At 58.7% G+C, this 23,037-nt stretch carries 20 protein-coding genes; 8 read left to right on the plus strand and 12 right to left on the minus strand.

What is annotated here, in order from left to right:
• Position 1 precedes the first annotated feature (1 nt).
• A complete protein-coding gene (locus ACR0L4_RS02560) occupies positions 2-757 on the plus strand; it encodes a ParA family protein (RefSeq protein ID WP_480510345.1) in 756 nt (251 codons plus the stop codon).
• Positions 754-1,221, plus strand: coding sequence for a CYTH domain-containing protein (locus tag ACR0L4_RS02565; protein ID WP_480510347.1), 468 nt, complete (start codon positions 754-756; stop codon positions 1,219-1,221). The genes ACR0L4_RS02560 and ACR0L4_RS02565 overlap by 4 nt, the downstream gene beginning before the upstream one ends.
• Here the strand turns inward: ACR0L4_RS02565 and ACR0L4_RS02570 are convergent.
• From ACR0L4_RS02570 to ACR0L4_RS02590, 5 genes are all read right to left on the minus strand, one after another.
• On the minus strand, positions 1,218-2,588 hold the full coding sequence (locus ACR0L4_RS02570) for an ATP-binding protein (RefSeq protein WP_480510349.1): 1,371 nt from the start codon (positions 2,586-2,588) through the stop codon (positions 1,218-1,220). The two genes, ACR0L4_RS02565 and ACR0L4_RS02570, sit on opposite strands and share 4 nt — an antisense overlap.
• Positions 2,581-3,261 (minus strand): response regulator transcription factor, encoded by a 681-nt coding sequence (locus tag ACR0L4_RS02575; RefSeq protein WP_170748659.1) that lies wholly within the window; start codon positions 3,259-3,261, stop codon positions 2,581-2,583. The genes ACR0L4_RS02570 and ACR0L4_RS02575 overlap by 8 nt, the downstream gene beginning before the upstream one ends.
• Positions 3,262-3,441: 180 nt before the next feature.
• Entirely contained in the window at positions 3,442-4,878 is a 1,437-nt protein-coding gene (locus tag ACR0L4_RS02580; RefSeq protein WP_480510352.1) for a Do family serine endopeptidase, read from the minus strand.
• 749 nt (positions 4,879-5,627) lie between these two features.
• Positions 5,628-6,227 carry a nucleotidyltransferase family protein gene (locus ACR0L4_RS02585; protein ID WP_170748661.1) on the minus strand — a complete coding sequence of 200 codons (600 nt, stop codon included), beginning with the start codon at positions 6,225-6,227 and terminating at the stop codon, positions 5,628-5,630.
• A gap of 31 nt (positions 6,228-6,258) precedes the next feature.
• Positions 6,259-8,676 (minus strand): GcvT family protein, encoded by a 2,418-nt coding sequence (locus ACR0L4_RS02590; protein ID WP_480510354.1) that lies wholly within the window; start codon positions 8,674-8,676, stop codon positions 6,259-6,261.
• A 192-nt stretch (positions 8,677-8,868) separates the two neighbouring features.
• On the opposite strand from ACR0L4_RS02590, the gene ACR0L4_RS02595 reads away from it, so the two are divergent.
• Positions 8,869-10,437: an ABC transporter substrate-binding protein gene (locus ACR0L4_RS02595; protein WP_480510356.1), complete on the plus strand. Its 1,569-nt coding sequence runs from the start codon at positions 8,869-8,871 to the stop codon at positions 10,435-10,437.
• A gap of 54 nt (positions 10,438-10,491) precedes the next feature.
• Here ACR0L4_RS02595 and ACR0L4_RS02600 read toward each other — a convergent pair whose 3' ends face one another.
• The 4 genes from ACR0L4_RS02600 to ACR0L4_RS02615 form a co-directional block, all read right to left on the minus strand.
• Complete coding sequence (locus tag ACR0L4_RS02600; RefSeq protein WP_170748664.1) at positions 10,492-11,799, minus strand: HlyC/CorC family transporter; 1,308 nt, start codon at positions 11,797-11,799, stop codon at positions 10,492-10,494.
• Positions 11,800-11,862: 63 nt separating this feature from the next.
• On the minus strand, positions 11,863-12,828 hold the full coding sequence (locus ACR0L4_RS02605; RefSeq protein WP_480511129.1) for a tyrosine recombinase: 966 nt from the start codon (positions 12,826-12,828) through the stop codon (positions 11,863-11,865).
• Between the two features lie 2 nt (positions 12,829-12,830).
• Positions 12,831-14,351, minus strand: coding sequence for a hypothetical protein (locus ACR0L4_RS02610; protein WP_480510358.1), 1,521 nt, complete (start codon positions 14,349-14,351; stop codon positions 12,831-12,833).
• On the minus strand, positions 14,341-14,490 hold the full coding sequence (locus ACR0L4_RS02615) for a hypothetical protein (RefSeq protein WP_170748666.1): 150 nt from the start codon (positions 14,488-14,490) through the stop codon (positions 14,341-14,343). Before ACR0L4_RS02615 ends, ACR0L4_RS02610 begins: the two co-directional genes overlap by 11 nt.
• 79 nt (positions 14,491-14,569) lie before the next feature.
• On the opposite strand from ACR0L4_RS02615, the gene ACR0L4_RS02620 reads away from it, so the two are divergent.
• The gene (locus tag ACR0L4_RS02620; protein ID WP_170748667.1) at positions 14,570-15,157 is read left to right on the plus strand and encodes a shikimate kinase; all 588 of its coding nucleotides are present in this window, start codon (positions 14,570-14,572) and stop codon (positions 15,155-15,157) included.
• On the plus strand, positions 15,158-16,270 hold the full coding sequence (gene aroB, locus ACR0L4_RS02625; RefSeq protein ID WP_480510361.1) for a 3-dehydroquinate synthase: 1,113 nt from the start codon (positions 15,158-15,160) through the stop codon (positions 16,268-16,270).
• 2 nt (positions 16,271-16,272) lie between these two features.
• On the opposite strand, the gene ACR0L4_RS02630 is transcribed toward aroB, so the two are convergent.
• Together ACR0L4_RS02630 and ssb are read right to left on the minus strand one after the other, a co-directional pair.
• Positions 16,273-17,343 (minus strand): site-2 protease family protein, encoded by a 1,071-nt coding sequence (locus ACR0L4_RS02630; protein WP_480510363.1) that lies wholly within the window; start codon positions 17,341-17,343, stop codon positions 16,273-16,275.
• An 18-nt stretch (positions 17,344-17,361) separates the two neighbouring features.
• Complete coding sequence (gene ssb / locus ACR0L4_RS02635) at positions 17,362-17,850, minus strand: single-stranded DNA-binding protein (protein WP_480510365.1); 489 nt, start codon at positions 17,848-17,850, stop codon at positions 17,362-17,364.
• A gap of 204 nt (positions 17,851-18,054) precedes the next feature.
• Between ssb and ACR0L4_RS02640 the strand changes: the two genes are divergently transcribed.
• From ACR0L4_RS02640 to ACR0L4_RS02650, 3 genes are all read left to right on the plus strand, one after another.
• Positions 18,055-18,633, plus strand: coding sequence for a lytic transglycosylase domain-containing protein (locus ACR0L4_RS02640; protein WP_480510367.1), 579 nt, complete (start codon positions 18,055-18,057; stop codon positions 18,631-18,633).
• A gap of 94 nt (positions 18,634-18,727) precedes the next feature.
• Entirely contained in the window at positions 18,728-19,681 is a 954-nt protein-coding gene (locus ACR0L4_RS02645) for a LuxR C-terminal-related transcriptional regulator (protein WP_480510369.1), read from the plus strand.
• A gap of 130 nt (positions 19,682-19,811) precedes the next feature.
• Positions 19,812-20,798 (plus strand): MBL fold metallo-hydrolase, encoded by a 987-nt coding sequence (locus tag ACR0L4_RS02650; RefSeq protein WP_480510371.1) that lies wholly within the window; start codon positions 19,812-19,814, stop codon positions 20,796-20,798.
• Positions 20,799-20,904: 106 nt separating this feature from the next.
• Here the strand turns inward: ACR0L4_RS02650 and ACR0L4_RS02655 are convergent, their stop codons facing one another.
• A complete protein-coding gene (locus tag ACR0L4_RS02655; protein ID WP_480510373.1) occupies positions 20,905-22,992 on the minus strand; it encodes a dipeptide ABC transporter ATP-binding protein in 2,088 nt (695 codons plus the stop codon).
• Positions 22,993-23,037: the final 45 nt, after the last annotated feature.

A 23,037-nucleotide genomic window follows, 5' to 3' on the forward strand; every position in this document is an offset into this window, starting at 1 on the left:
AATGAAAATCATTGCCTGCTACAGCAACAAGGGCGGTGTTGGTAAAACCGCAACCTCGGTGAACCTTGCATACGCCTATGCGCAGGCGGGACATCAGGTGTTGTTGTGCGACCTGGATCCTCAGGGGGCCTCGGGCTTTTACTTTCGCGTCAAACCGTCGAAAAAGCTGACCGACGCACGGTTCTTTGAAGATGTTAAACGGTTCACCAACGCCATTCGCGCCAGTGATTTCGAAGGGTTGGACGTCTTGCCTGCCAACCTGACATTTCGCGATTTCGACGTCTTTCTGTCGCGCATGCGCAATAAACGTTCGCGCTTGAAAAAGGCTCTGATCGCGGCGGGAAGCGACTATGACGTGATCCTGCTGGATTGCCCGCCGAACTTTTCGACCTTGTCCGAGAACATTTTCCGGGCCGCCGACGAGATCGTGGTGCCGGTGATCCCGACCACATTGTCCGAGCGCACATTCGATCAGCTCGTCAGCTTTTTTGACGAGCACAAGTTGCAAAAGAAAAAGCTGCGGGCCTTCTTCTCGATGGTACAAAGGCGCAAAACCCTGCATCAGGACACGATGCAAAAGATGCGCAAGCTTTATCGCAAACGGTTTCTGACCACGACGGTTCCTTTTGCGGCCGATATCGAAAAAATGGGTCAGCACCGTGCACCGGTCAGCACATATGCCGCGCGAAGCGTTGCCAACGCGGCCTATCAAGCCCTGTATGATGAAGTGGAGAATGGAGTGGTTGCATCCAAATGAGCACCGAAATCGAACGCAAGTTCTTGGTTGCAGAAGTGCCGGACCTCAGCGGTGCCAAGAAAGCCGTGGTGCGTCAGGGCTATCTGACGGTGCCGGAGGACTCGACCGAATTGCGTCTCAGACAGAAGAACGACAGCCACTTTCTGACGCTGAAAGGCGGTGGAGGCTTGGTGCGGGTCGAACGTGAGGCCGAGATTTCGTCCGAGCAATTTGAAACCTTCTGGCCCGAAACCGAAGGTCGGCGGGTCGAAAAGGCCCGGTATACTGGCATGCTGCCGGATGGGCATGTGTACGAGTTGGACATTTTTGAAGGCGACTTGGCCCCCTTGTGTCTGGTCGAGGTTGAATTTGCGTCAGAAGCCCGGGCTTTGGACTATACTCCCCCATCCTGGTTTGGCGCGGACGTGACCGAAGACAAGCGCTATAAGAACAAGAACCTCGCGATCAGCGGTCGCCCGGACTAAAAAGGCCGGGCCAGTCTCACCGTCGTTTCAAGGCCTGGGCTACAGTTCCGGGCCTCAAATTTTCCGCCATGCATATGAGAAATCGCGGCCACCAATGCGAGGCCCAATCCGGCATTGCGTTCCGTTCTGGCCGGGTCGAGCGTAACAAAAGCCTGTTGCAGACGGTGCAGGTCTTCCTCGGGCACGCCCGGACCCTGATCGCGCACGCTCAGGCGGGTGCAGGTGCTGTCCTGGGAGATGGTGACCGTGATCTTCGACTTCTCTGGTGCATAGCGCAGCGCGTTGTCCAGCAGATTGGACAGGGCTTGCGACAGAAGGGGGCGATGGCCTTGGATCGGGTCAGCCTCGCCTGTGACGTCAAGCTGGATATGTTGATCTGCCGCGACGGGGTCATACAGCTCGACGACATCTCGGACAAGTTGTTGCAGATCAACCTCTTCGAACTGCTCGCGTCCCAACCCGGCCTCGGCCCGCGAAATCTCGGTCAGTTGTCCCAGCACCCGCAAGACATGATCGATTTCGGTGGTGGCGCGGGCGATGTCGATCTCGCGGTCCATGTCGCTTTTGCCGGGGTCAGAGAGCGCTTCGACCCGTTGTTTCAAACGCGAAAGCGGCGAGCGGAGGTCATGGGCGATCGAGTTTGAGGTCGTGCGCAGATTGCTGATCAGTTCTTCGATCCGGTCGAGCATGGTGTTCAGTGTTCCGGCCACCTGATCGAACTCATCGCCCGTGCCCCGCATGGGCATGCGCCGGGACAGATCGCCCGAAACGATGTTTTCGGCGGTGCTGGCAATGTCTGAAAGACGGGAAAACACCAGCCGGGTGAACAGCCAGCCGGTCAGCAGGCTCAGGACTAGAGCGATCCCAAGCGCCAAAGCAACCGAGCGCAGCAGCACACGGTCAAATTGCTGCCGGGCAACGGCATCGCGCCCAACGATCAGCCTTTCGCCGCCGGGCAGGCGGATCGAGGCCGCCGACACAGGCACCAGTTGGTCATTGTCGGCGCGGCGCAGCTCAAGTTCGACCCAGCCGCTGCCGGCCGTGATATTCTCGGGCCATTGTTTGAGATTGCCGACCAGCTTGTTGCCGAACCGGTCCGTCAGAAGATACAGCGCGTCCCGTTCCGAGGCACTGGGCAGGCGCCGTTCGATGGCCGTGATCAGACCAATCAGACCGCGCCGCTCATATTCATCGGCCAACCCGGTGAGCTCTGCGGACACAACCGAACGGGTCTCGGATTCAATACTGCGATTGGCCGTGACATAGACCAAAGCCAACACAGTCGCCGTCAGAAAGGTGCTGAGGACCATACTGGCGGCGACAAGTCGTGTGCGCGAATTGTTCAGGGACAGTCGCAGGTTATCCATCAGACATCATGTAACCGGCACCCCGGACGGTTTCAATCAGCGGCAGGTCTCCGCCTTCGTCCAGCTGACGTCTCAGTTTCGAGATGTGGACGTCCACGACATTGGTGTTCGGGTCAAAGTGATAGTCCCAAACGCCTTCCAACAGCATGGTGCGTGACACCACGCGATTCTTGCGGCGCAGGAAGAATTCAAGGATCTGAAACTCGCGCGGGGTCAGGGTGATTTCGTGCCCGTCGCGGGTAACCTTGCGGGTCAGCAGGTCCATCTCAAGGTCCTTGCAGGTCAGGGTCGGTGTTTCTTCGGATTCCTGCGGGCGGCGCAACAGCGCCTCAATCCGGGCGTGCAGTTCCTGGAACGAGAATGGCTTGACCAGATAGTCATCAGCACCTGAACGCAGCCCTTTGACCCGTTCATCGACCGCGCTCATGGCGGTCAGCATCAGAACCGGCGTTTTCAGGCCTGCCGCGCGCATGGACTTGATCAGGGACAATCCGTCCAGCCCGGGCAGCATCCGGTCCAGAACTATCGCGTCGAACCCGCCATCTGTTGCGTGGTACAGCCCTTCGCGGCCATCTGCGGCAACCTCGACGACATAGCCTTCTTCGCTGAACCCTTTGGCGATGAAGTCTCTTGTGTCGGCATCATCTTCAACAATCAGCAGACGTCTGCTCATGATCGAGGCTCCTTTCTATACGAATTTAAACACAAATTTCCGGTAAAGCACATGGTTTGAGGAAAACACGAGCCGGGTGCGGCCTCGCGCACCCGGCCCGCCCGGCGGATCGCGGACAATTCAATCCGCCGGGAAGCGCGCATCAGATTTCCCCATCATGTGATGCGCGCAGGGCTTGGCTCAGACGATTTCGACAGCGACGAAGATCTGGTTGCCGCCACGGTTGATCAACACGAGGGCAGGATCCGTCTTTTCGCTGTCCAGCGCGGCCTTCAGCGCGTCTGGCGTCGCGGTCTCCTGACTGCCCAGTTTGACGATCACGTCACCACGCTGCAGTCCGGCCTTGGCGGCGGGGCTGTCCGGTTTCAGATCGGTCACCACAACACCGTCGACCCCTTCGCCAACACCCATTTCGGCACGTGCCGCTTCGGTCAGCGGGGCTATCGTCACGCCTAGGGACGTGCCGGACACATTGGCGTCAACTGCTGTATCGGCTTGGGCCGAAGCGGTCTGGTGCTGACCAATTGTCAGTTCCAGCTGTTGTTCCGAACCGTCACGCAAAACCGTCAGCACACTGTCTGTACCAACCTTGGTGGTCCCAACCAGGATCGGCAGGTCACTGCTTGAATCCACCGGCTCGTCATTGAAGCTGAGGATCACGTCGCCCTGTTGCAGAATGCCATCCGCGGGGCTGTCTGCAACGACGTCGGACACCAACGCACCGGTCGAGGCATCAATCCCCAGAGCGGCGGCCAGTTCCGGGCTGACATTCTGGATCGACACGCCCAGCCAGCCCCGGCTGACCTCTCCGTCATCGCGCAGGTCGGCAGTGATGTGTTCGACAATGTTGGATGTCACGGCAAAACCAAGTCCGACCGAGCCGCCGCTGGGCGAATAGATGGCAGAATTCACGCCGATCACTTCACCCTCCATGTTGAACAGCGGTCCGCCCGAATTGCCTTTGTTGATGGCCGCGTCGGTCTGGATGAACTCGGCATAGGGTCCTTGCGAGATGTTGCGGCCCTTGGCCGAAACGATGCCCGTTGTGACGGTCGAGCTCAGACCAAACGGGTTGCCAATTGCGACCACGTCTTCCCCGACGCGGATCACATCGCTATCGCCCAGCTTGACCGCTTGCAGGTCGGCATCGGTTTCGATTTTCAAAACGGCGATGTCGGTCAGCGGGTCGGTGCCGATGATTTCGGCCTCAAAAGTCCGGTCGTCATTCAAACGCACAGTGATGGTCGAGGCATTGTCGACCACATGGTGATTGGTCACGATGTAGCCTGCCTCGTCCAGAACAAAGCCTGATCCCAGACCCTGTGCCGGGCCACGCTGCGGCATGTCAAAGCCTTCCGGGGCTCCGAACCGCTTGAAGAACTCACCAAACGGGTGGCCTTCGAAATCGAAGTCCTGACCGCGCGTCGGGGCGGCTGTTGCATCCTGTTCCGCAATTATGGTGACAACCGAGGGTGATACGGTCTCGACCAGATCGGCAAGTGCCTCATCTGCCATCGAGGGCAGGGCGGTTGTTGCCAGCAGCGCAGCGCCCAAGGCACTGGCACCGATCCAACTGGATTTACGCGGCAAAAGAAGAGAGGATTTACGGATGCTCATTTTTGTCTCCTGTTCACATCGCACGAAGGGGGTCGCGCGTTGAACAGGAGATGCACCTTCTTCCTGAGCCTTTCCTGACTGACGAATTAAGAAAACTTAATTTTGCCACAAAGACAGTGTCCTATCTGCGCGTTGGCTCCGCGAGATTCGCTGAATCAGCTGTGAATCGAGCCTGCGAATCGGTGAATTGTTGCCGAAAATGCTGTCAAATGCTGAAAACAGTTGAATTGAATCAATTTTGAGAACAGCGCGCAAGCTGGAACTGTCCCGATATGCATGATCTCCTTTTGGTTGTGGGCCTTTTTGGGTTTGCTAAAATTACACCAAAGTTCGCTGAAAATGTCAGGCGTGTGAGATCAATTGTATGCGCATAACTGCGCTTAATTCTGACGTGTAGAATTTGTAAATCATCCTTAGGTTGAGTGTCTCATGTTGGTATGTTGCGTAAATACCAAACTGATACGCTGCAAATTAACCGTTTCTTCCAATTTTACGTTGTTTCGAAGGATCGGATCGGCAAGGATGATCTTGCCCAAGTGAGGGGGAGCCAAAGGCACTAGGGGGTGCCGATGGCTATCTCAGTCTGTAAAGCGCTCGCGGCATGTTAACGAGGGGGTCTTGTTTAGGTTAGGCAGCGATGAGATCGGAGAACCATATAGGTGATCTGGTCACGCTTTATTGATTGCTGAAAAGTGGTAGTCCTGTTTTGGGCACGCGACCCGGTCGGTTCCGACCGGGTCGCGTTCATTTCAAGGCGTACTTTTTGCCCGCCAATCGGCCCATGCTTCGGGTGTATCCAAATCCAGCAAGGCGTGGTCGCCGGGCAGAGTCACGAGATGTGTTTTACTGCTATTGGCGCGAACAACGGACTGCGCGCCTTGATCTCCGGTCAACTTGAGCAGTTGCGGAAACAGTTCTCGTTCGAAAACAACCGGATGACCGGGTTTGCCGGCTGAGGTTGCTCCGCGCCAGATCAAGCAATCGCCATGATTTTCCACGGCTTGGCGCACAGCTTGCACATCCGCGCGCGTGATTTCGGGAAGATCGGCAAGCAAAACCATGACGGCGGGTACTGACCGATCAATGTGGGACAGTGCGCCTCGCAAACTGGCATTCATGCCCTCGTCTGCATCTGCAATCGGGATCGTGTTCACATCCAGATCGGACAAAACGTCGTAGCGTGCATGTGGACGCGGGGGCAGAGCCACAAAGACGGGTCCGGCAGCTTGCGCAACGGAAACCGATCGTCGCAACAGGGGCTGGCCGTCAACCTCCTGCATCAGTTTGTCGATGCCGCGCATGCGCCGGGATTGCCCTGCGGCCAGCAGGATGACGGGTATGTCTTGCATCCCGTCACCATGCCGCCAGACAGTTGGCAAGTCACCCCCTCATTCGTGTGCCCTGCGGATCGAACAACGGTGTGGAAATCACCCGCGCGCGTCGCATTTGACCGAGGATTTCGATCTGAACCTCAAGCCCGTCAGCCACGCGGTCCGTTGGCAGGAATCCCAGTGCAACCGATGTCTGAGCAAAATGGGAATACCCGCCCGACGTGCAGAAACCGACCACAGCCCCGTCCAGCCAGATGGGTTCATAGGCGTTTACATCCGCGTCGTCCGCATCGACCTCAAAAGCAACCAGTTTGCGCGCGGTTCCGTTCGTGCGATTCGCTTCGGCTGCGGCGCGGCCGATGAAGTCTGTGTTCTTTGCAAACGAGATAAAACGGTCCAAACCGGTTTCTGCCGCCGTGTAGTCCGGCGAAAATTCGCGCATCCATGAGCCAAAGAATTTGTCCAGTCGCAGGGACATCATTGCACGCATCCCGAATGGGACGATCCCAAATGGCTGACCTGCCTGCCACAGGGTCCACCAAAGTTGCCTTTGGGCCATCGGGTCGCAATAGATTTCATATCCCAGATCGCCGGTATAGCTGACCCTCTGGACGGTACAGTCGGTCATACCGATGGTCATCTGACGAACGTCGAGGAACGACAGGCTGGCCGCGTCCTGTCGCGTACAGGCCGCAAGTACGGCGGTGGCCTTTGGCCCGGCGATCTGGAACCCGTTCAGGCGGTCGCTGATGTTTTCAACGGTGACGTCCACATCCGCATTCTGTTCAAACCAGCGCATGTGATAGGCTTGGCTGCCGTAGGAGGCTGTCAGGCGGAATTCCGTCTCGCTCAAGCACGAGACGGTGAAATCACCAATCAGTTTGCCTTTGCGGGACAACATCGGGGTCAGCGACACCCGGCCCGGTTGAGGGATACGCCCCGCCATGATCCGATCCAGCCACGCGCGCGCAGCCCGACCCGAGACACGGTATTTTCCAAAGTTGTGCACCTCGTTGATGCCGACACCTTCGCGCACCGCGCGCACCTCGCGGCCCGTGGCGTCGAACGCATCCGAGCGGCGGAACGAGGGCGTTTCATAGTCTGGTTCGTCCCCTTGGGCAAAGTAGTTCGGGACTTCGAGCCCGTATTGCTGCCCCCAGACCGCGCCAAGGTCGCTGAAAATGTCGTGCATCGGCGTTGTTCGGTTCGGACGCGCGGCGGGCAGTTCTTCATTCGGGTAGGCGACGCTGAACCGTTTCTGATAGTTCTCGATCACTTTGGGACGGGTATAGCCCGGGCTGATCCAGTCTCCGAAACGCGCCACGTCCATGGCAAACACGTCTCGTTCCGGCTCGCCCTCAATCATCCATTGCGCCAACGTCAGGCCAACACCGCCGCCCTGGCTGAACCCGGCCATGACACCGCAGGCGGACCAGTAATTGCGCGTCCCCGGCACCGGCCCGACCAGAGGGTTGCCATCTGGCGCAAAGGTGAACGGCCCGTGGATCACCGATTTCACCCCGGCCTCGGCCAGAACAGGGAAGCGTCTATAGGCAAACTCGATACTGTCGGTGATCTTGTCATAGTCGTCGGGCAGCAGCTCATGCCCGAATTCCCATGGCGTTCCATCCACAGCCCAGGGCTTGCAGGGTTGTTCGTAGAACCCGATGCACAGGCCCCGACCTTCCTGCCGCAGATAGCTTTCGCCTGCGGGGTCCATTACATGCGGATGCTCGCCACCCGCGTCGATGATCGCCTCGATCTGGGGGATCGAGTCGGTGACGAGATATTGGTGCTCCATCGGGTGCAGCGGGAAATAGATGCCCGCCATCGCGCCAACTTCACGCGCCCACAGACCACCTGCGTTGACGACGTGTTCCGTGTGGATCGTGCCTTTGTCGGTGACGACGTCCCAAGTGCCGTCCGCGCGTTGGTTGGTTTCGCGCACCATACAGTGCGTTTCGATCGTCGCCCCACCCATGCGCGCGGCTTTGGCGTACGCGTGGGTCGTACCCGAGGGGTCCAGATGCCCGTCCAGAGGATCGTACAGCGCGCCGAGGATACCGTCAGTATTGGTGATGGGAGCGATTTTCCTGATCTCATCGGGGCCGACAATCTCGGTCTCCAGCCCCATAAAGCGGTGCTTGGCGCGCTCGGCTAGCAGCATATCGAACCGATCCTGGTTGTCCGCCAGCGTGATCCCGCCCACGTGATGCAGACCGCAGGACATGCCGGTGATCTCCTCGAGTTCCTTGTACAACCGGATCGTATATCCCTGCAAAGCAGCCATGTTTGTGTCGCCGTTCAGCGTGTGAAACCCGCCCGCTGCGTGCCAGGTCGAGCCGCTGGTCAATTCGGACCGCTCCAGCAGCATGACGTCGGACCAGCCCAGCTTGGTCAAGTGGTACAGGACCGAACAGCCGACGACGCCACCGCCGATGACCACCACGCGGGTTTGCAGTTTCATGGAGACCTCCGATTGGTTTTTGCCAGTGTGCGCAGCATGCATCCATGCGCAATTCCAAACGCGACAAAACTTGTCGTGGACGTCCTTCGCCCGCCCGGATATCAGCGCACGCGATCGGTCACGGCCTTGTTACAGAATCAAACTAATGGCCGCGACAGATGCACCCTCATGACAATTCAGATAGGAAAAGAAATGAGTAAGTTCGACCTCAATCCCCAAGCGCTGAGTCGCCGTGAATTTATGGCGAAATCCGCCACGCTAGGCCTCAGCACAGCCGTTGCCAGCACGATCTGGGCCGAGGCGGGTTTGGCGGAAACGCCAAAGAAAGGGGGTCACTTTGTTCTGGGCCTGAAGGGCGGGGAAACCACCAACACGCTTGATCCGGCCCTGTCAGCTTCGCACGTGACGGCCAAGGCCTTGCGCGCCTTTGGGAACACGTTAACCGTTCTTACCCCGGAGGGTGGCATCGCCCCCAGTCTCGCCGAAAGCTGGGAAGCTTCGGAAGATGGCAAGGTCTGGACTTTCCGTATCCGCAAGGGCGTCGAATTCCACAATGGCAAGACCCTGACGCCCGAAGATGTTCAACTGACGCTGGCGCGTCATTCAAACGAAGAGTCTCATTCAGGTGCGCTGGGAATCATGCGGGGGATCGACGATGTCCGGGTTGATGCCGACGCCGTCGTGATCACACTGACCACTCCGAATGCTGACCTGCCGTATCTTGTGTCTGACTACCATCTGGTCATTCAGCCGAGTGGCGGCATGGACAATCCGGCAGACGGTATCTCGACCGGTGCTTTCAAGGTGGTCGCGGATGAGCCGGGCGTGCGCTACGGGTTCGAGAAATTCGCCAACCACTGGGATGACAACGTTGGTCACTATGACAGCCATGAAATCCTGGTCCTGAACGACGACACTGCCCGTTCTGCCGCGTTGCAGTCCGGTCAGATACACGCGATGAACATTGTGCCTCCACGGACGGCGAAACTGTTTGGTCGCGCCCCGGGCATCACCATCAACGCCACGTCGGGCCGCGGGCATTATATCTTTGTCATGCATTGCGACACGGCGCCGTTCGACAACAAGGACCTGCGTCTGGCGCTCAAATACGCCATCAACCGCGAACAGATGGTCGAGAATGTGCTGCGGGGCTACGGCTCGGTCGGCAATGATGTTCCGATCAACGAGGCCTATCCCCTGTTTGACGATACGATGGAGCAGCGCCAGTTCGATCTGGCCAAGGCCGCCGAGCATTACAAGGCATCCGGTCACGACGGCTCGCCCATCGTGCTGCATGTTTCGGACGCTGCGTTTGCAGGTGCTGTGGACGCCGCGCAATTGTTCCAGTTGTCGGCGCAAGAGGCAGGCATTCCGTTGGAAATCCAGCGCGAACCCGCAGATGGCTACTGGTCGGAAGTATGGAACACCAAGCCGTTTTGCGCGTCCTACTGGGGTGGGCGTCCGGTGCAGGACCAAATGTGGTCGGTCGGCTACCTGTCCACCGCCGATTGGAACGACACGCGCTTCAAGAACGAACAGTTTGACGCTTTGCTGCTTAAGGCCCGCGCCGAATTGGACGAGACCAAGCGCAAAGAGCTCTATGGTCAGATGGCGCGGATCGTCTGGGAAGAGGGCGGCTTGATCAACCCGATGTTCAACCAGTTCATCGATGGCTATTCCGACACTGTGACCGGTTGGGGCGCCCATGCCAATGGCGATTTGATGGATGGCTACGTCGCAAGCCGGACCTGGTTTGCCTAGCTTGTGAAAAAACCCGGCGCTCTGGATCAGAGCGCCGATATGTTTTTCAGGGCCTTAAAGTGGCCGGATCTTGAGGTCCGTCACACGGTTGCCTTCGCGGGCGGTCACTTCGAACCTGAACCCGTGGAACGAAAAGACCTGACCAACCACCGGGATCATTTGCGCCTCGTGAATGACAAGGCCCGCGACCGTGTTGGCTTCGTCATCGGGCAGCGACCAGTCCATAGCCCTGTTGACATCTCGGATGGTCATGGCACCTTCGACCAGAAACTGACCGTCTTCGGTTCGGGTTACGGGAACGTCTTCCTCGATGTCGAATTCGTCCGCGATCTCGCCCACGATTTCTTCGAGGATATCCTCCAGCGTGATCAGTCCACGCAGCGAACCGTATTCGTCCACGACCAGCGCAAAGTGGCTGCGAATGCGCAAAAACTCTCGCATCTGGTCGTCCAGCGTGGTGGTTTCCGGCACGAAATACGGATCGTTGGCGACCTTGGTGATGTCAAACCCGGCCAGACGTTCCGAGTTTCCATCGGTCCCGCCTACCTGCGCATACATCGCGCGGAACAGGTCTTTGGCGTGGACCACACCGATGATGTTCTCTGGTTCGTCGCGGAAGACGGGCAGGCGGGTGTGACGGCTTTGCAGGCATTGCTCGAGAATGGCATCCGGTTCGGCATCTGCGTCGATCATCTCAATATTTGATCGGTGCAGCATGATCTCTTCCACTGCCCGGTCGCCCAGGTCCAGCGCCCCCAGAATGCGGTCGCGGTCCTCTTTCTCGACCACACCTTCGGAATGGCCCAACTGCAGCGCCCCCGCGATTTCCTCACGCACAGCCAGGATATTGCTGTCCGGGTCGATCCGCACGCCAAACAATCGCAGCACCCCGCGCACAAGCACACGGACGGCGGCCACGATGGGTGAAAAAACAGTGACCACGACACTGATGATCGGGGCCACAGCCGAGGCCGCCTTTTCGGAATTGGTGATCGCGTAGGTCTTGGGCAGTACCTCGGCGAAGATCAGAACCAGCAATGTCATGACCAGTGTTGCCAGGGCCACGCCGCTTTCACCGAACAGGCGTGTGAACAGCGCTGTGGCCAATGAGGCCGCCAGAATGTTCACAAGGTTGTTGCCCAGCAGGACCGAGCCGATCAGACGCTCGTTGTCATCGGTGATATCCAGCGCCTTTTGCGCCCCGCGCGAGCCCTTGTCGGCTTGGGCCCTCAGTTTCCCTCGGGAGGAGGCGGTCAGTGCCGTTTCTGAGCCGGAGAAAAAGCCCGAAAGGACAAGCAAAAGCAGGATAGCGCCTGACGTAAACCAGAATGCGCTGTCGATCAGAGAAGATGTGGGTTCCATCGGTCCTTGGTTGTTTGAGTTTCTGCACCCGTTATGGGGATGCCGACCCTTGCGATCAAGGGGTTAACCCCCTGTATCATCCGCGCGGCCGGGGTCTTTTGCCAGCGGGTGGCGCTCTAGCACCAGTTCTGCCAGACGTTCGTCCAGCACATGGGTGTAAATCTCGGTCGTGGCGATGTCGGCGTGACCCAATAGAGTCTGGATCGAGCGCAGATCAGCACCATTGGCCAGCAGGTGGGTGGCAAAGGCGTGGCGCAAGGTGTGAGGCGTGACCTTTTCGGGTGAAACGCCGCCTTGAACCGCCAGTTCCTTGACCAACAGAAAAAACCTGTGCCGTGTCAGATGCCCCAACTTGCCGCGAGACGGGAACAGGAATTTTGAACGTGCAGCCCCTTTTTCAACGGCCAGATCCTCGGCCCTGTCCCGTTCGGTCAGCCAGACAGCCAACGCATCGCGGGCCGGGGGCGACAGGGGCACCATCCTTTCCTTGCCGCCTTTACCCAGGACCAACAGCATCCGCGGATCGCCGCGTGCGGAAGAAACGGGCAGGGACACAAGCTCGGTTACACGCATGCCAGTGGCATAGAGCAATTCCATCAAACAGGTGTTGCGCACCCGATCAGCGGGACTGCGTCCGGTGCGGCGTGCGGCGCCCAACAGGCGATCGACCTCGGCCACATCCAGTGTTTTGGGCAGTCGTTTCTTGCGTCCGGGGCCCTTGATCTGAATGGCTGGGTTTGCTTCGCGCCAGCCTTCTTCAAATGCAAACCGGTACAGCTGTTTGATCGCAGACAAGCGCCGGGCACGGGTTGAACGGGACAGGCCCTGTGCATCGCAATCGATCAGATAAGCCTCAATCTGGTCTCGATCCGATTGTTCAAATCCGGTCTTTCGGCGCTCCAGCCAGGCTGCGAAATCCTTCAGATCGCGGCCATAGGCCAACAAGGTGTTCGTGGCAGCCCCAAGTTCGGCGGCTTGCGCCTGCAAGAAGGTCGATATCCACAATTCGTTCGAGGTCGGACCACCCATCATCAGCGCTCGTTCAGGATCAGAAGGTTTAGTGCAGCGCGACGGGCGGTTTCCTCAAGCCCAACGCGGCGGAAGGCGGCGATGGCTGCGGTCATGTCCACCAGATTTCCGCGCGCACCGTGGGCAAACAGCTGCATAGCCTCCAGAATGGCCTCGCCAAGTTGACCGTTGTTCAGCAAGGTTTCGATGTCAGACGGCACAGGTGCGGCCCATGCAAAACCCTGCGCGACCGCATCCGCCAAGGGTGAGGGTGAAATTGCGCGCCCCGGATCACCTTGCGCCAGGGCCGACAGAAACTGCGTTTCGACCGAGTCGTCAGGCGATTGCAGCGCCGCACGTTCATACAGGTTGGACAGCATCAAGATGCGCCAACGCAAGGTTTCCGTGGCCGCAACCTCGAGTTCGACGCCGTAAAGACGGTCTGCAAAGAGGTCGGCAAACGGCACCTCAAGCCCGACATTGCTCATCTGTTCCCAAACAATCGGAAGGGTTTTGCCGATAGCCTCGGGGCTGCCGGTTTCAAGCGCGGTTTCGAACCTCTGAACGGCGGCCACGCGATCCCAGACCGCGCCTGACGCGGCAGGAGATCTTTCTGTATAGAGCCCAAGCAATTGGTTCGGGGTCAACGCGCCGATGCGTGTCAGGCGCTCGGCCGCTTCGATCTGGGCTTTCCAACCGGCCACATCCCTCAGATCGGCATTGGCAAAGGCCCGCGGCAGCGGAGCTGACGGCAACCGCTCGCCAATGGCCTCGAACAGGCGAAAACCAAGGGGATCCGGGTCCTCGGGTTGCGGCAGGTAAGGCGCATCTTCGAACAATTCCGGGCTCAGGAAACGGTCCAGTAGGTCCAGTTCTTCCGGCGGAAGCAGTTCAAGTGCATGCGCCGCCTCAAGCGTCAAAGCCGCAGAGGTCCAATCCCCACGACGGGCTTTACAGAAGACATGCGCGGCGTAGTCCCGTGACAGATGCGGTTGCGCGATCAGGGCGGTGCAACTGCGATCTTCGTCACCTGTCAGAAGGGTTGCATCGAACCAGCGCTGAAAGCGGCCCTGCGTGTCCGTTGGCCCGGCCAATTGCACCAGCGATTGAACCGGATCGGCCGCGCCAAGCTGCATCAACCGATCCAGACGGGCCAGCAGCAGGGTTTCCTCGGCAGCGGACCCACCGGGTGCGCGGGCCTCGGACAAGAGAAGCGTGAACAACAATCGTTGCATGGCCGGGTTCTGCTTGACCGGCACACGGGCGATCAGGTGGGAAAGACGCTCGGGGTCGCTGCCTTGCCAAAGATCCACTGGCAGGCCCGTCACAGCAGAAGAGACCAGACCGATGGGCTGCGACAGAGCCTCAAGGGGGGTGACCTCGACCTCGGGTTGGTCGCCGTTTTGCGCAACCGGAGGTTCCAACAATACTGTACCGGGCAGATTCTGTGGCGGCTCGGTCAGCCATTCTATGGCGGACAGGGGCTCTTGCGCTTGTGCGGACCCCGCCAGAACCAGCGCCACCAGCGCGTGTCTAGTCGACATCCAGCGTGACCGGTTCGCGGATTTCAGTTTGCGGTGCCGAAAAATCGACACCGAAAAAAGGGCCGATATAGGCGTATCCCACCAGCCCGATAAAGCTCAGGCAAATTATATATATCAGGAACTTGATCAGACGGCCCATGGCCCCACGCTGCCTCAATTTTTGATTTTGACCAAGTTATAACTGGCATTTTTCCTAAGATCACGTCATTCACGGTGAAATGAGCGAAATTAAGCATAATGCGTACTCTGCAGATACACAGGCTGAGTTTACTCTGCACAAAACCGTGGTTCTGGTGGGTATGATGGGGGCCGGCAAGACTGCGGTTGGCCGCGCTCTGGCTGCACGGCTGGGTGTGCCGTTTCTGGACAGCGATGCCGAGATCGAATCGGCGGCAAACATGACCATCCCTGAGATATTCGAGCGCGACGGAGAGCCCTTTTTCCGGACCAAGGAAACGCAGGTTATCGGGCGCTTGCTGGACGACGAAAAGGGGATCCTGTCAACCGGTGGCGGGGCGTTTATGTCCAAGGAAAACCGGCAGCTGATCAGCGACCGGGGCGCTTCGGTCTGGTTGCGGGCAGACCTGAATGTTCTGTGGAACCGGGTGCGCCACAAGGACACGCGCCCCTTGTTGCGGACCTCGGACCCTTTTGCCACGCTCAAGGCCCTGTACGAGGATCGCGTTCCGGTCTATGCCACGGCCGATTTGATCGCGGACTCGGATGGTGAAACCTCGATCGAAAATATGGTGGACCGTGTGGTTGAGGCCATGTTGGCCCGCCCCGATGTTTTGGAACAGAAGTAGATGCATCAGACCGTACATGTTGAGCTGGGCGAACGCTCGTATGATGTCGAGATCGGCCCCGATCTGCTGGCGCAGTCCGGAACGCGGATCGCCCCCTTGCTGCATCGCCCGAAGGTTGCGGTTCTGACCGACGAAAACGTGGCTAAGCTGCATCTGGATGCGCTGCGTCAGGGTCTGGCCGCTGCCGGGATCGAGATGTCCGCGCTGACCCTTCCTTCCGGTGAGACAACCAAAAGCTGGCCGCATTTTGAACGCGCGGTCGAATGGTTGCTGGCCGAAAAGGTCGAACGGCGCGACGTGGTGGTCGCCCTTGGCGGCGGCGTGATCGGCGACTTGGGAGGCTTTGCAGCCGCCGTGTTGCGGCGCGGTGTGCGGTTTGTGCAGATCCCGACCTCTCTGCTGGCGCAGGTCGACAGTTCGGTTGGCGGCAAAACCGGGATCAACGCGCCGCAAGGCAAGAACCTGATTGGTGCGTTTCATCAACCGTCTCTGGTTCTGGCGGACACGTCAGTTCTGGGCACAATGACGCAGCGAGATTTTCTGTCAGGCTACGGGGAAGTCGTCAAATACGGCTTGTTGGGGGACGCCGCGTTCTTTGGGTGGCTGGAAGAAAACGGTGCCGATGTCTCGTCTGGCGACATGGCCGCACGGGTTCGCGCTGTCACCCGCTCGGTCCAGATGAAAGCGGATATTGTCGCGCGGGATGAGACCGAGCAAGGCGATCGGGCGCTGCTGAATCTCGGCCATACTTTCTGTCATGCGCTGGAAGCGGCGACGGGGTATTCTGATCGCCTTCTGCATGGGGAAGGCGTGGCCATCGGCTGCGCATTGGCGTTTGAGCTGTCGGCGCGGCTGGGCCTGTGTTCTCAGGAAGATCCAAGCCGTGTGCGGGCACACCTGAAAGCCATGGGTATGAAAACCGACCTTGCTGACATCCCCGGAAATCTTCCGGGGGCCGAGGCTCTGGTAGACCTGATGGCGCAGGACAAAAAGGTGATCGACGGGCAATTGCGATTCATTCTGGCGCGCGGAATCGGTCAGGCGTTTGTCACCTCGGATGTACCGCGAGATGCCGTGATGTCCGTTCTGCAGGATGCGCTGGCAACGGTCTGAACCTAGCGCCCCCGGATGACCATCAACTCACCTATGTTTTCGCGGGTGATATAGCCGACCATGTGGCCCGTGCGGCTGAGAACGGCGATCGCCGGAGCGCCCTTGTGCAGGTCCTTCAAGACGGCTTCAAGCCCTGTGGTCAGGCTGACCTGAGGGATGTCCACATCCATGATCGACGTTGCGGGGTCCGACCGCGGATGATCCCCTGCCAAGGCGGCAAACAGGCGATCCCGGGTAACAAAACCCAGCAGTGCACCTGCGGTATCCAACACCGGAAACTCGTGTTGGGTGGTGTGAATGACAGCCTGCGCGGCGGTGTTCAGCGTGTCCTGAGGGGACAGCGTATGAAATTCCGTTATCATCGCATCCCGAGCCAGCACGCGGCGCGCAACCGAACGCAGCGCAACATCCTGATTCTCGGCATTTGCAGCGATGAAGACGAACACGGCGATCAGAACAAGGATCGGATTGCCGGAACTCAGGCCCCAAAAACCCAGTCCGACGGCAACAATCTGACCACTGACCGCAGCGATACGGGTCGCTTTGGTGCGATCCATCTTCAGGCACAGGAGGGCCCGAAAGACGCGGCCTCCGTCCATTGGAAAGGCCGGGATCATGTTGAAGGCCGCCAGCAGAAGGTTGATGAAGGCCAGGCGTTGCAAGAGCCCGACATTGGTCGATTCAAGCTCAGCAGCCGAGCCAAGTGACATGCCCGCTCCGAGCAGCACCAAGACCAGCCAGATGACAATGTTCACCGCAGGTCCGGCAAGGGCGACCAGGACCTCCTGCATCGGTTTCTCTGGCATGCGTTCCAACCGGGCCAGACCACCGATGGGCAAGAGGGTGATGTCAGGGGTTTTGATGCCGAACCGCCGCGCCGTCAGCGCGTGGCCGAATTCATGCGCCACGACACAGGCAAAAAGCGCCAGAACAAAGAGGATGTTGTGGATTGCCGCTGGCAACCCGCCGTTGGCATAGGCTGCGAAGCCAACCCATGCCAACAATAGAAAAAAGGTGACATGGACCCGCAACTCGGATCCGAACAACCGGCCGATGGCGAAGGACCATGTCATGTGATTGCTCCGTTGGGTTTAGAACGGAATCTCGTCATCATCGATTCCGCCCGATGCTGGGGCAGGGGCGCTGGATTGGCCGCCATAGGGATCGCCATAGCCACCACCGGCCTGACCACCGCCGTATCCGCCCGACTGGCCTCCGCCGCCTTCACCGCGGCTGTCCAGCAGTGTCAGTTCTCCGCGATAGGGGCGCAGGACAACCTCGGTCGAATAGCGGTCCTGTCCCGACTGGTCCTGCCATTTGCGGGTTTCCAGCTGGCCTTCGATGTACACTTTGCTGCCTTTGCGCAGATACTGCTCGGCAATGCGGGCCAGCGGTTCCGAAAAGATGGCCACAGAATGCCATTCCGTCCGTTCCCGGCGTTCGCCGGTGTTACGGTCTTTCCAGTTCTCGGAGGTCGCGATGCGCAGGTTGCACACTTTGCCGCCGTTCTGAAACGACCGAACCTCGGGATCCCGGCCAAGATTTCCGACCAGAATGACCTTGTTGACTGAACCCGCCATGTATTTCCCCGTTCTGTATTGGTCTGAGAGCGCCGAATCTGGCGCTGAATGTCACAGTGACCCTATACGGCCTGCATCATGGTTAAAACACAGTTGATGGACACAGTCTCAAGCAAGATTTGCAAGCTTTGCTCCTGCACGCTTCCATTTTGCCGCCGGATACATATACTCTGCCTGATTTCCGATCGAGCAGGATAGGCATTCATGCGGTCTTTGGTAGTTGGTTTTGTTGGTGTGTGCGTTCTGCTGGCCACGGGCCCGGTGCAGGCCGAGACTCTGTCCACCAAAAGCCGCAAGGACATTTTCCTCAAACAAGCCAAGGTTTTGGATTCGCGCGCCGCGACCCAGTATCGCGGCTCGGAAAGGCTGAAGCCGAAAGATGCACAGGGGCGGTTCGACAAGCGCTATACCGGAAACTACCGGGGTGAGTATTTGGCTTTGGCCCGACAGGCTGCGCGCAAGCACAGTATTCCGGAAGAGTTGTTCCTGCGCCTTGTGCAGCAGGAAAGCGGCTGGAATCCGCGAGCCAAATCACACAAGGGGGCCTTGGGCCTGGCCCAGTTGATGCCGCAGACAGCGGATTTGCTGGGCGTGAACCCGCATGATCCAAAGCAGAACCTTGAAGGCGGTGCCCGGTACCTGTCCTGGCAGTATCGCAAGTTCAAATCCTGGCCACTGGCCCTTGCGGCCTATAACGCGGGTCCGAAGGCCGTTGAGAAGCATGGCGGCATCCCGCCTTACAAAGAAACCCAGAACTATGTGAAAGTCATCTGGGGCGGCTGAGGCCATTGCTGCGGCGCAGAACACGCCTGTCTTGATCGCTTTTGCCGAACACTTCTAACCTGACAGAGGATTGCCTGAACACGGGGACCTCTGCATGAAACCGAACATTCCCGAAGACACGCTGGCCAATTGGCAGCAGCTGGTTGATCTGGTGGCGCAGCTTGCGGATGTTCCGGCCAGCCTGATCATGAAAACCGATGCGCCCGATCACGCGGTTCTGATCACCTCGGATCACCCGGACAATCCGTACCCTGTAGGGATGGCCTTCCAGCTAAACCCGAAACTTTATTGTCAGGGTGTCCTGCAACGGGACGGAGAGCTGGTGGTCGAAGACGCAAATTGCGACCCGGCCTGGTCGGACAATGAGGATATGGAACACGGCATGTCCTTTTACATTGGCCTGCCCTTGAAATGGCCGGATGGGTCTGTGTTCGGAACAATTTGCGTTCTGGATCGTAAGCACAACCGAAAGGCGGTGTTATTCCGTCAGGGTCTGGCCCAATTCGCGCGTATGGTGGAATCGGATTTGGCTTTGTTGCAAGAGGTTTACCTGCGCCGCGTGTTGGAAGAGAAGCTGAACGAAACGCTGGCTCAGTCGGAAAACCGGGTGGCTGCGCGCACCCGTGAATTGCAGGAAACCAACACCGCGCTTCGGGTGTTGCTGTCCAGTCTCGAGGATGATCGAAAAAGCCGGGATCAGGCGATTGTCGAACAGGTGCGCAGTATGGTCCTGCCATATCTCGACAAGATCCGAAGTCAGCTCAGCGGGGATCCAGCGCAGCAGGTTTATCTGGATATCGCCGAGAGCAATCTCAAGGACATAACCTCGGCCATGTCGGACCAGCTCAGCGATGCGTTTGCCATGATGACACCGACCGAAATCGAGATTGCGCAGATGGTCATGTTTGGCAAAACGACCAAGGACATTGCCAAGGCACTGTCCCGCGAAACCTCGACCATAGATTTCCATCGCAACAACATTCGCCGGAAACTTGGCCTTGAAGGGCGGGATCAAAACCTGCGCAATCATCTGCTGGCGATTTCGTGAAACCATAATGGGGGGATTGCCCCCATATTCTCCCCTGATTTTTCCGGCCTGAGCGGAATTCAGCGCGCTTGCTACTCTGCCTTCGGCGACGCGGGGCACAGCGCCTCTGTCCAACAGAGAGGAAAACCCAATGGATCGCAAAGATCTGAAACCCACGTTTTTGAAAGGCGACAGGGACACGCTGGCACCGGGATTGTCGCGCAGGTCATTCTTTATGGCTGCGGGTGCAGCCGGTGTCGGAGCCAGCACGTCGTTGCTCAGCAGCTCTCCGGCCCAGGCACAATCGCAAGCGTGGTTGCAGCCGGGGAACAACAACCATGTTATTGATCTGCAAGGGTCAACCGGACAGGCCAGTACTGGTGCAGTCGGGATCGACTACTATGGTCATTGTGCGATCAAGATTACGTCCCCCAACGGTGCAACGGCCCTATTTGACCCGTGGCGGGATGATCCGTCGGGCGCGTGGGGGCTGTGGTTCAGAAACGAGTTCCCCCAGATCCCGGTCGACATCACCCTGTCCACCCATGCCCATTTCGACCATGACGCGATCGAGCGGCCAAGCTCGACGATGGTTCTGGATCGGATGGTCGGCAATTTCGAATTTGCAGACCTCAAGATCACCGGCTTTGCAGACAAGCATGCCTGTGTCGCGCCGGGCTGGTATGACTGGACGAACGCGCTGGCCGAATTCGGGGTCGAGGCCTGCCCGCCCAACAATGTCGGTCACATGGACATGGTCGTGTATCTGGTGGAAACCGGAGGTATCCGGACATTGATCTGGGGCGACAATCGTCACAATCCGCCGCAGGAGTTCTGGGATGCGATCGACCAGGTGGATGTGCTGACCCTGCCAGTGGACGGGTCCGAACATATCCTTAGCTACGGGCAAGGCAATGACATCGTGGCCAAACTGAACCCGAAGGTCATCATCCCGACGCACTACCTGAATGATGTCACATCCTACACGCTGACGACGCTTCAATCGGCGGATGACTGGGTGAAAGCGCAGCCAAGCTACAAGATGCTGGAGAGTGCCAGTCTGCAACTCGAAGCGGGCGACGTTCAGGGAATGACCCAGGAATTCCTGCACTTCGGAAACAATGTGCTGACGGGCTAGAGCTTTTGCCACCACTCACGTCGTGCGCCGTCTGCCCAAAACGAAACCTTGGCGCAAAAGAAAAGGGCCGGATTGAAACCGGCCCTTTTTTGCGTTGTGCCAACGTTCATTCAGCCGCGATTTTGATGACCGGCTCCATCCGGGCCAACACATCTTCGGCCAAGTGGCATTTGACCTGATGGCCATCGGCCAGCGTTTGCACCGGTGGCACATCTGTTTCGCAGCGCCCGTCCGGCACTTCGGTCTTCCAGCGGCACCGCGTCTGGAACGGGCATCCGGGCGGCGGGTTCATCGCCGAAGGAATGTCGCCTTCCAGAACGATATGCTCTTTTTCGACCGAGGTATCCGCAATCGGAACCGCGCTCAGCAACGCTTCGGTATAGGGATGATAGGGGGGAGCAAAAACCTGATCGGTGGTGCCCAGTTCGACCACATGGCCCAGATACATCACCATCACCCGGTCGCTGAGATAGCGCACGATCGACAGATCGTGGCTGATGAACAGCAGGGTGGTCTTGTGCTCGCGCTGAATCTCCATCAGCAGATCGGTCACCGCCGCCTGTACTGACACATCCAGCGCCGAGACCGGTTCGTCCGCCACCACGATCCGCGCATCCCCGGCAAAGGCGCGCGCGATACCGACACGCTGCTTCTGTCCGCCCGACAGCTGCCTTGGCATCCGGTCTGCAAATGCGCGCGGCAGCTTTACCAGATCCAGCAGTTCCAGCATCCGCTTTTTGCGTTCGGCCTCGGAATTGCCGACGCCGAAAATCTCTAGCGCCCGAATGATCTGACGGCCAACGGTCATGGACGGGTTCAGCGTGTCAAACGGGTTCTGGAACACCATCTGAACCTCTCCGACCGTCTTTGCATCGCGCTCTTCGATCGGGACGTCTTCGATATTGCGGTTGTCCAGAAGGATCTGCCCGTCCGTGGCCGTTTCCAGCCCCATCAGAACCTTGGCAAAGGTCGACTTGCCGCAGCCGGATTCGCCCACGATCGCCAAGGTCTCGGATTCATGTGCTTCGAAACTCAGGGTCTCGTTGGCCTTGACCACCTTCGTTGCGCCACCCCCGAACAAGGCGTTTGCCGCCACCTCATAGTATTTCTTGAGGTTGTCCATCTTCAGAACAACGCGGCCAATCTCACCCTTTTCCTTCTGTTCGCCCACGGCAATCGGCGCGTTCCAGTCAATCTCCTTGAACTTCAAACAGCGCGTATGATGCCGATCATTGCCGGGCACCGCCTCCATCAGGATATTCTGCGCGTCACAGCGACCCTCTTCGAAATAGTCGCAACGCGGGCCAAAGTTGCAGCCCGGCGGACGCTCATGCGGCAGGGGGAAGTTGCCCGGGATGGCCACCAACGGACGCGCGTTCTTGTCCGCGCCGGGCAGGGGGATCGACCGGAACAGCGCCTGCGTATACGGGTGCTGCATCTCATCGAACACATCCTTGATCGAACCGCGTTCGACCGCCTCACCTGAATACATCACACACAGCCGGTCGCAGGTTTCCAGAACCAGACCCAGGTTGTGGCTGATAAACAGCATCGAGGTGCCGTATTTCTTGCCCAGATCCTTGACCAGCTCGACCACGGCAGCCTCAACCGTCACGTCCAGCGCTGTTGTCGGCTCATCCAGGATCAACAGGGCAGGCTTGGACATCAGCGCCATCGCAATCACGATCCGCTGTTGCTGTCCCCCGGACAACTGGTGCGGGAACGAGTTCAACATCCGCTCGGGGTCGGGCAGGCGCACATCTGTGACCACTTCCAGGGCGCGGGCATAGGCCTCATCGGTGCCGACGCCTTCATGGATCATCGGGACTTCCATCAGCTGTCTACCGATTTTCATCGCCGGGTTCAGCGAAGCCATTGGTTCCTGATAGATCATCGCGATTTCATTGCCGCGAATATCGCGCAGCTCGTCCGAGGTCATCTCGGACAGGTCGCGCCCCTTGAACTTGATCGTCCCGCCAACAATGCGCCCGTTCTTGCCGAGGTCTTGCATGACCCCAAGCGCCACAGTGGATTTGCCGCAGCCGGATTCACCAACCAGTCCGACAGCCTCGCCCGGCTGCACGCTCACCGAGAAATCCATCACGGCCGGAATTTCCCTCAGGCGGGTAAAGAAAGAAATCGAAAGCTTGTCGATCTCCAGAATTGGCCCGTCATAGTCCGCCAGTTTGTTCATCTTGTATCTCCTCGCGAGAGTCCGGGGGATCCCCTTCATCTGGCT

Source organism: Ruegeria sp. AB5 (assembly GCF_056542645.1).

Excerpts from the sequence above, each read along its gene's own strand:
- ACR0L4_RS02580 (WP_480510352.1), bottom strand. The coding sequence starts at position 4,878 with ATGAGCATCCGTAAATCCTCTCTTCTTTTGCCGCGTAAATCCAGTTGG.
- ACR0L4_RS02630 (WP_480510363.1), bottom strand. The coding sequence starts at position 17,343 with ATGACATGGTCCTTCGCCATCGGCCGGTTGTTCGGATCCGAGTTGCGG.
- ACR0L4_RS02645 (WP_480510369.1), top strand. The coding sequence starts at position 18,728 with ATGAAACCGAACATTCCCGAAGACACGCTGGCCAATTGGCAGCAGCTG.
- ACR0L4_RS02600 (WP_170748664.1), bottom strand. The coding sequence starts at position 11,799 with ATGGAACCCACATCTTCTCTGATCGACAGCGCATTCTGGTTTACGTCA.
- ACR0L4_RS02595 (WP_480510356.1), top strand. The coding sequence starts at position 8,869 with ATGAGTAAGTTCGACCTCAATCCCCAAGCGCTGAGTCGCCGTGAATTT.
- ACR0L4_RS02615 (WP_170748666.1), bottom strand. The coding sequence starts at position 14,490 with ATGGGCCGTCTGATCAAGTTCCTGATATATATAATTTGCCTGAGCTTT.
- aroB (WP_480510361.1), top strand. The coding sequence starts at position 15,158 with ATGCATCAGACCGTACATGTTGAGCTGGGCGAACGCTCGTATGATGTC.
- ACR0L4_RS02565 (WP_480510347.1), top strand. The coding sequence starts at position 754 with ATGAGCACCGAAATCGAACGCAAGTTCTTGGTTGCAGAAGTGCCGGAC.
- ACR0L4_RS02620 (WP_170748667.1), top strand. The coding sequence starts at position 14,570 with ATGAGCGAAATTAAGCATAATGCGTACTCTGCAGATACACAGGCTGAG.
- ACR0L4_RS02650 (WP_480510371.1), top strand. The coding sequence starts at position 19,812 with ATGGATCGCAAAGATCTGAAACCCACGTTTTTGAAAGGCGACAGGGAC.
- ACR0L4_RS02570 (WP_480510349.1), bottom strand. The coding sequence starts at position 2,588 with ATGGATAACCTGCGACTGTCCCTGAACAATTCGCGCACACGACTTGTC.
- ACR0L4_RS02605 (WP_480511129.1), bottom strand. The coding sequence starts at position 12,828 with ATGGGTGGTCCGACCTCGAACGAATTGTGGATATCGACCTTCTTGCAG.
- ACR0L4_RS02640 (WP_480510367.1), top strand. The coding sequence starts at position 18,055 with ATGCGGTCTTTGGTAGTTGGTTTTGTTGGTGTGTGCGTTCTGCTGGCC.
- ACR0L4_RS02575 (WP_170748659.1), bottom strand. The coding sequence starts at position 3,261 with ATGAGCAGACGTCTGCTGATTGTTGAAGATGATGCCGACACAAGAGAC.
- ACR0L4_RS02560 (WP_480510345.1), top strand. The coding sequence starts at position 2 with ATGAAAATCATTGCCTGCTACAGCAACAAGGGCGGTGTTGGTAAAACC.
- ACR0L4_RS02590 (WP_480510354.1), bottom strand. The coding sequence starts at position 8,676 with ATGAAACTGCAAACCCGCGTGGTGGTCATCGGCGGTGGCGTCGTCGGC.
- ssb (WP_480510365.1), bottom strand. The coding sequence starts at position 17,850 with ATGGCGGGTTCAGTCAACAAGGTCATTCTGGTCGGAAATCTTGGCCGG.
- ACR0L4_RS02655 (WP_480510373.1), bottom strand. The coding sequence starts at position 22,992 with ATGAACAAACTGGCGGACTATGACGGGCCAATTCTGGAGATCGACAAG.
- ACR0L4_RS02610 (WP_480510358.1), bottom strand. The coding sequence starts at position 14,351 with ATGTCGACTAGACACGCGCTGGTGGCGCTGGTTCTGGCGGGGTCCGCA.
- ACR0L4_RS02585 (WP_170748661.1), bottom strand. The coding sequence starts at position 6,227 with ATGCAAGACATACCCGTCATCCTGCTGGCCGCAGGGCAATCCCGGCGC.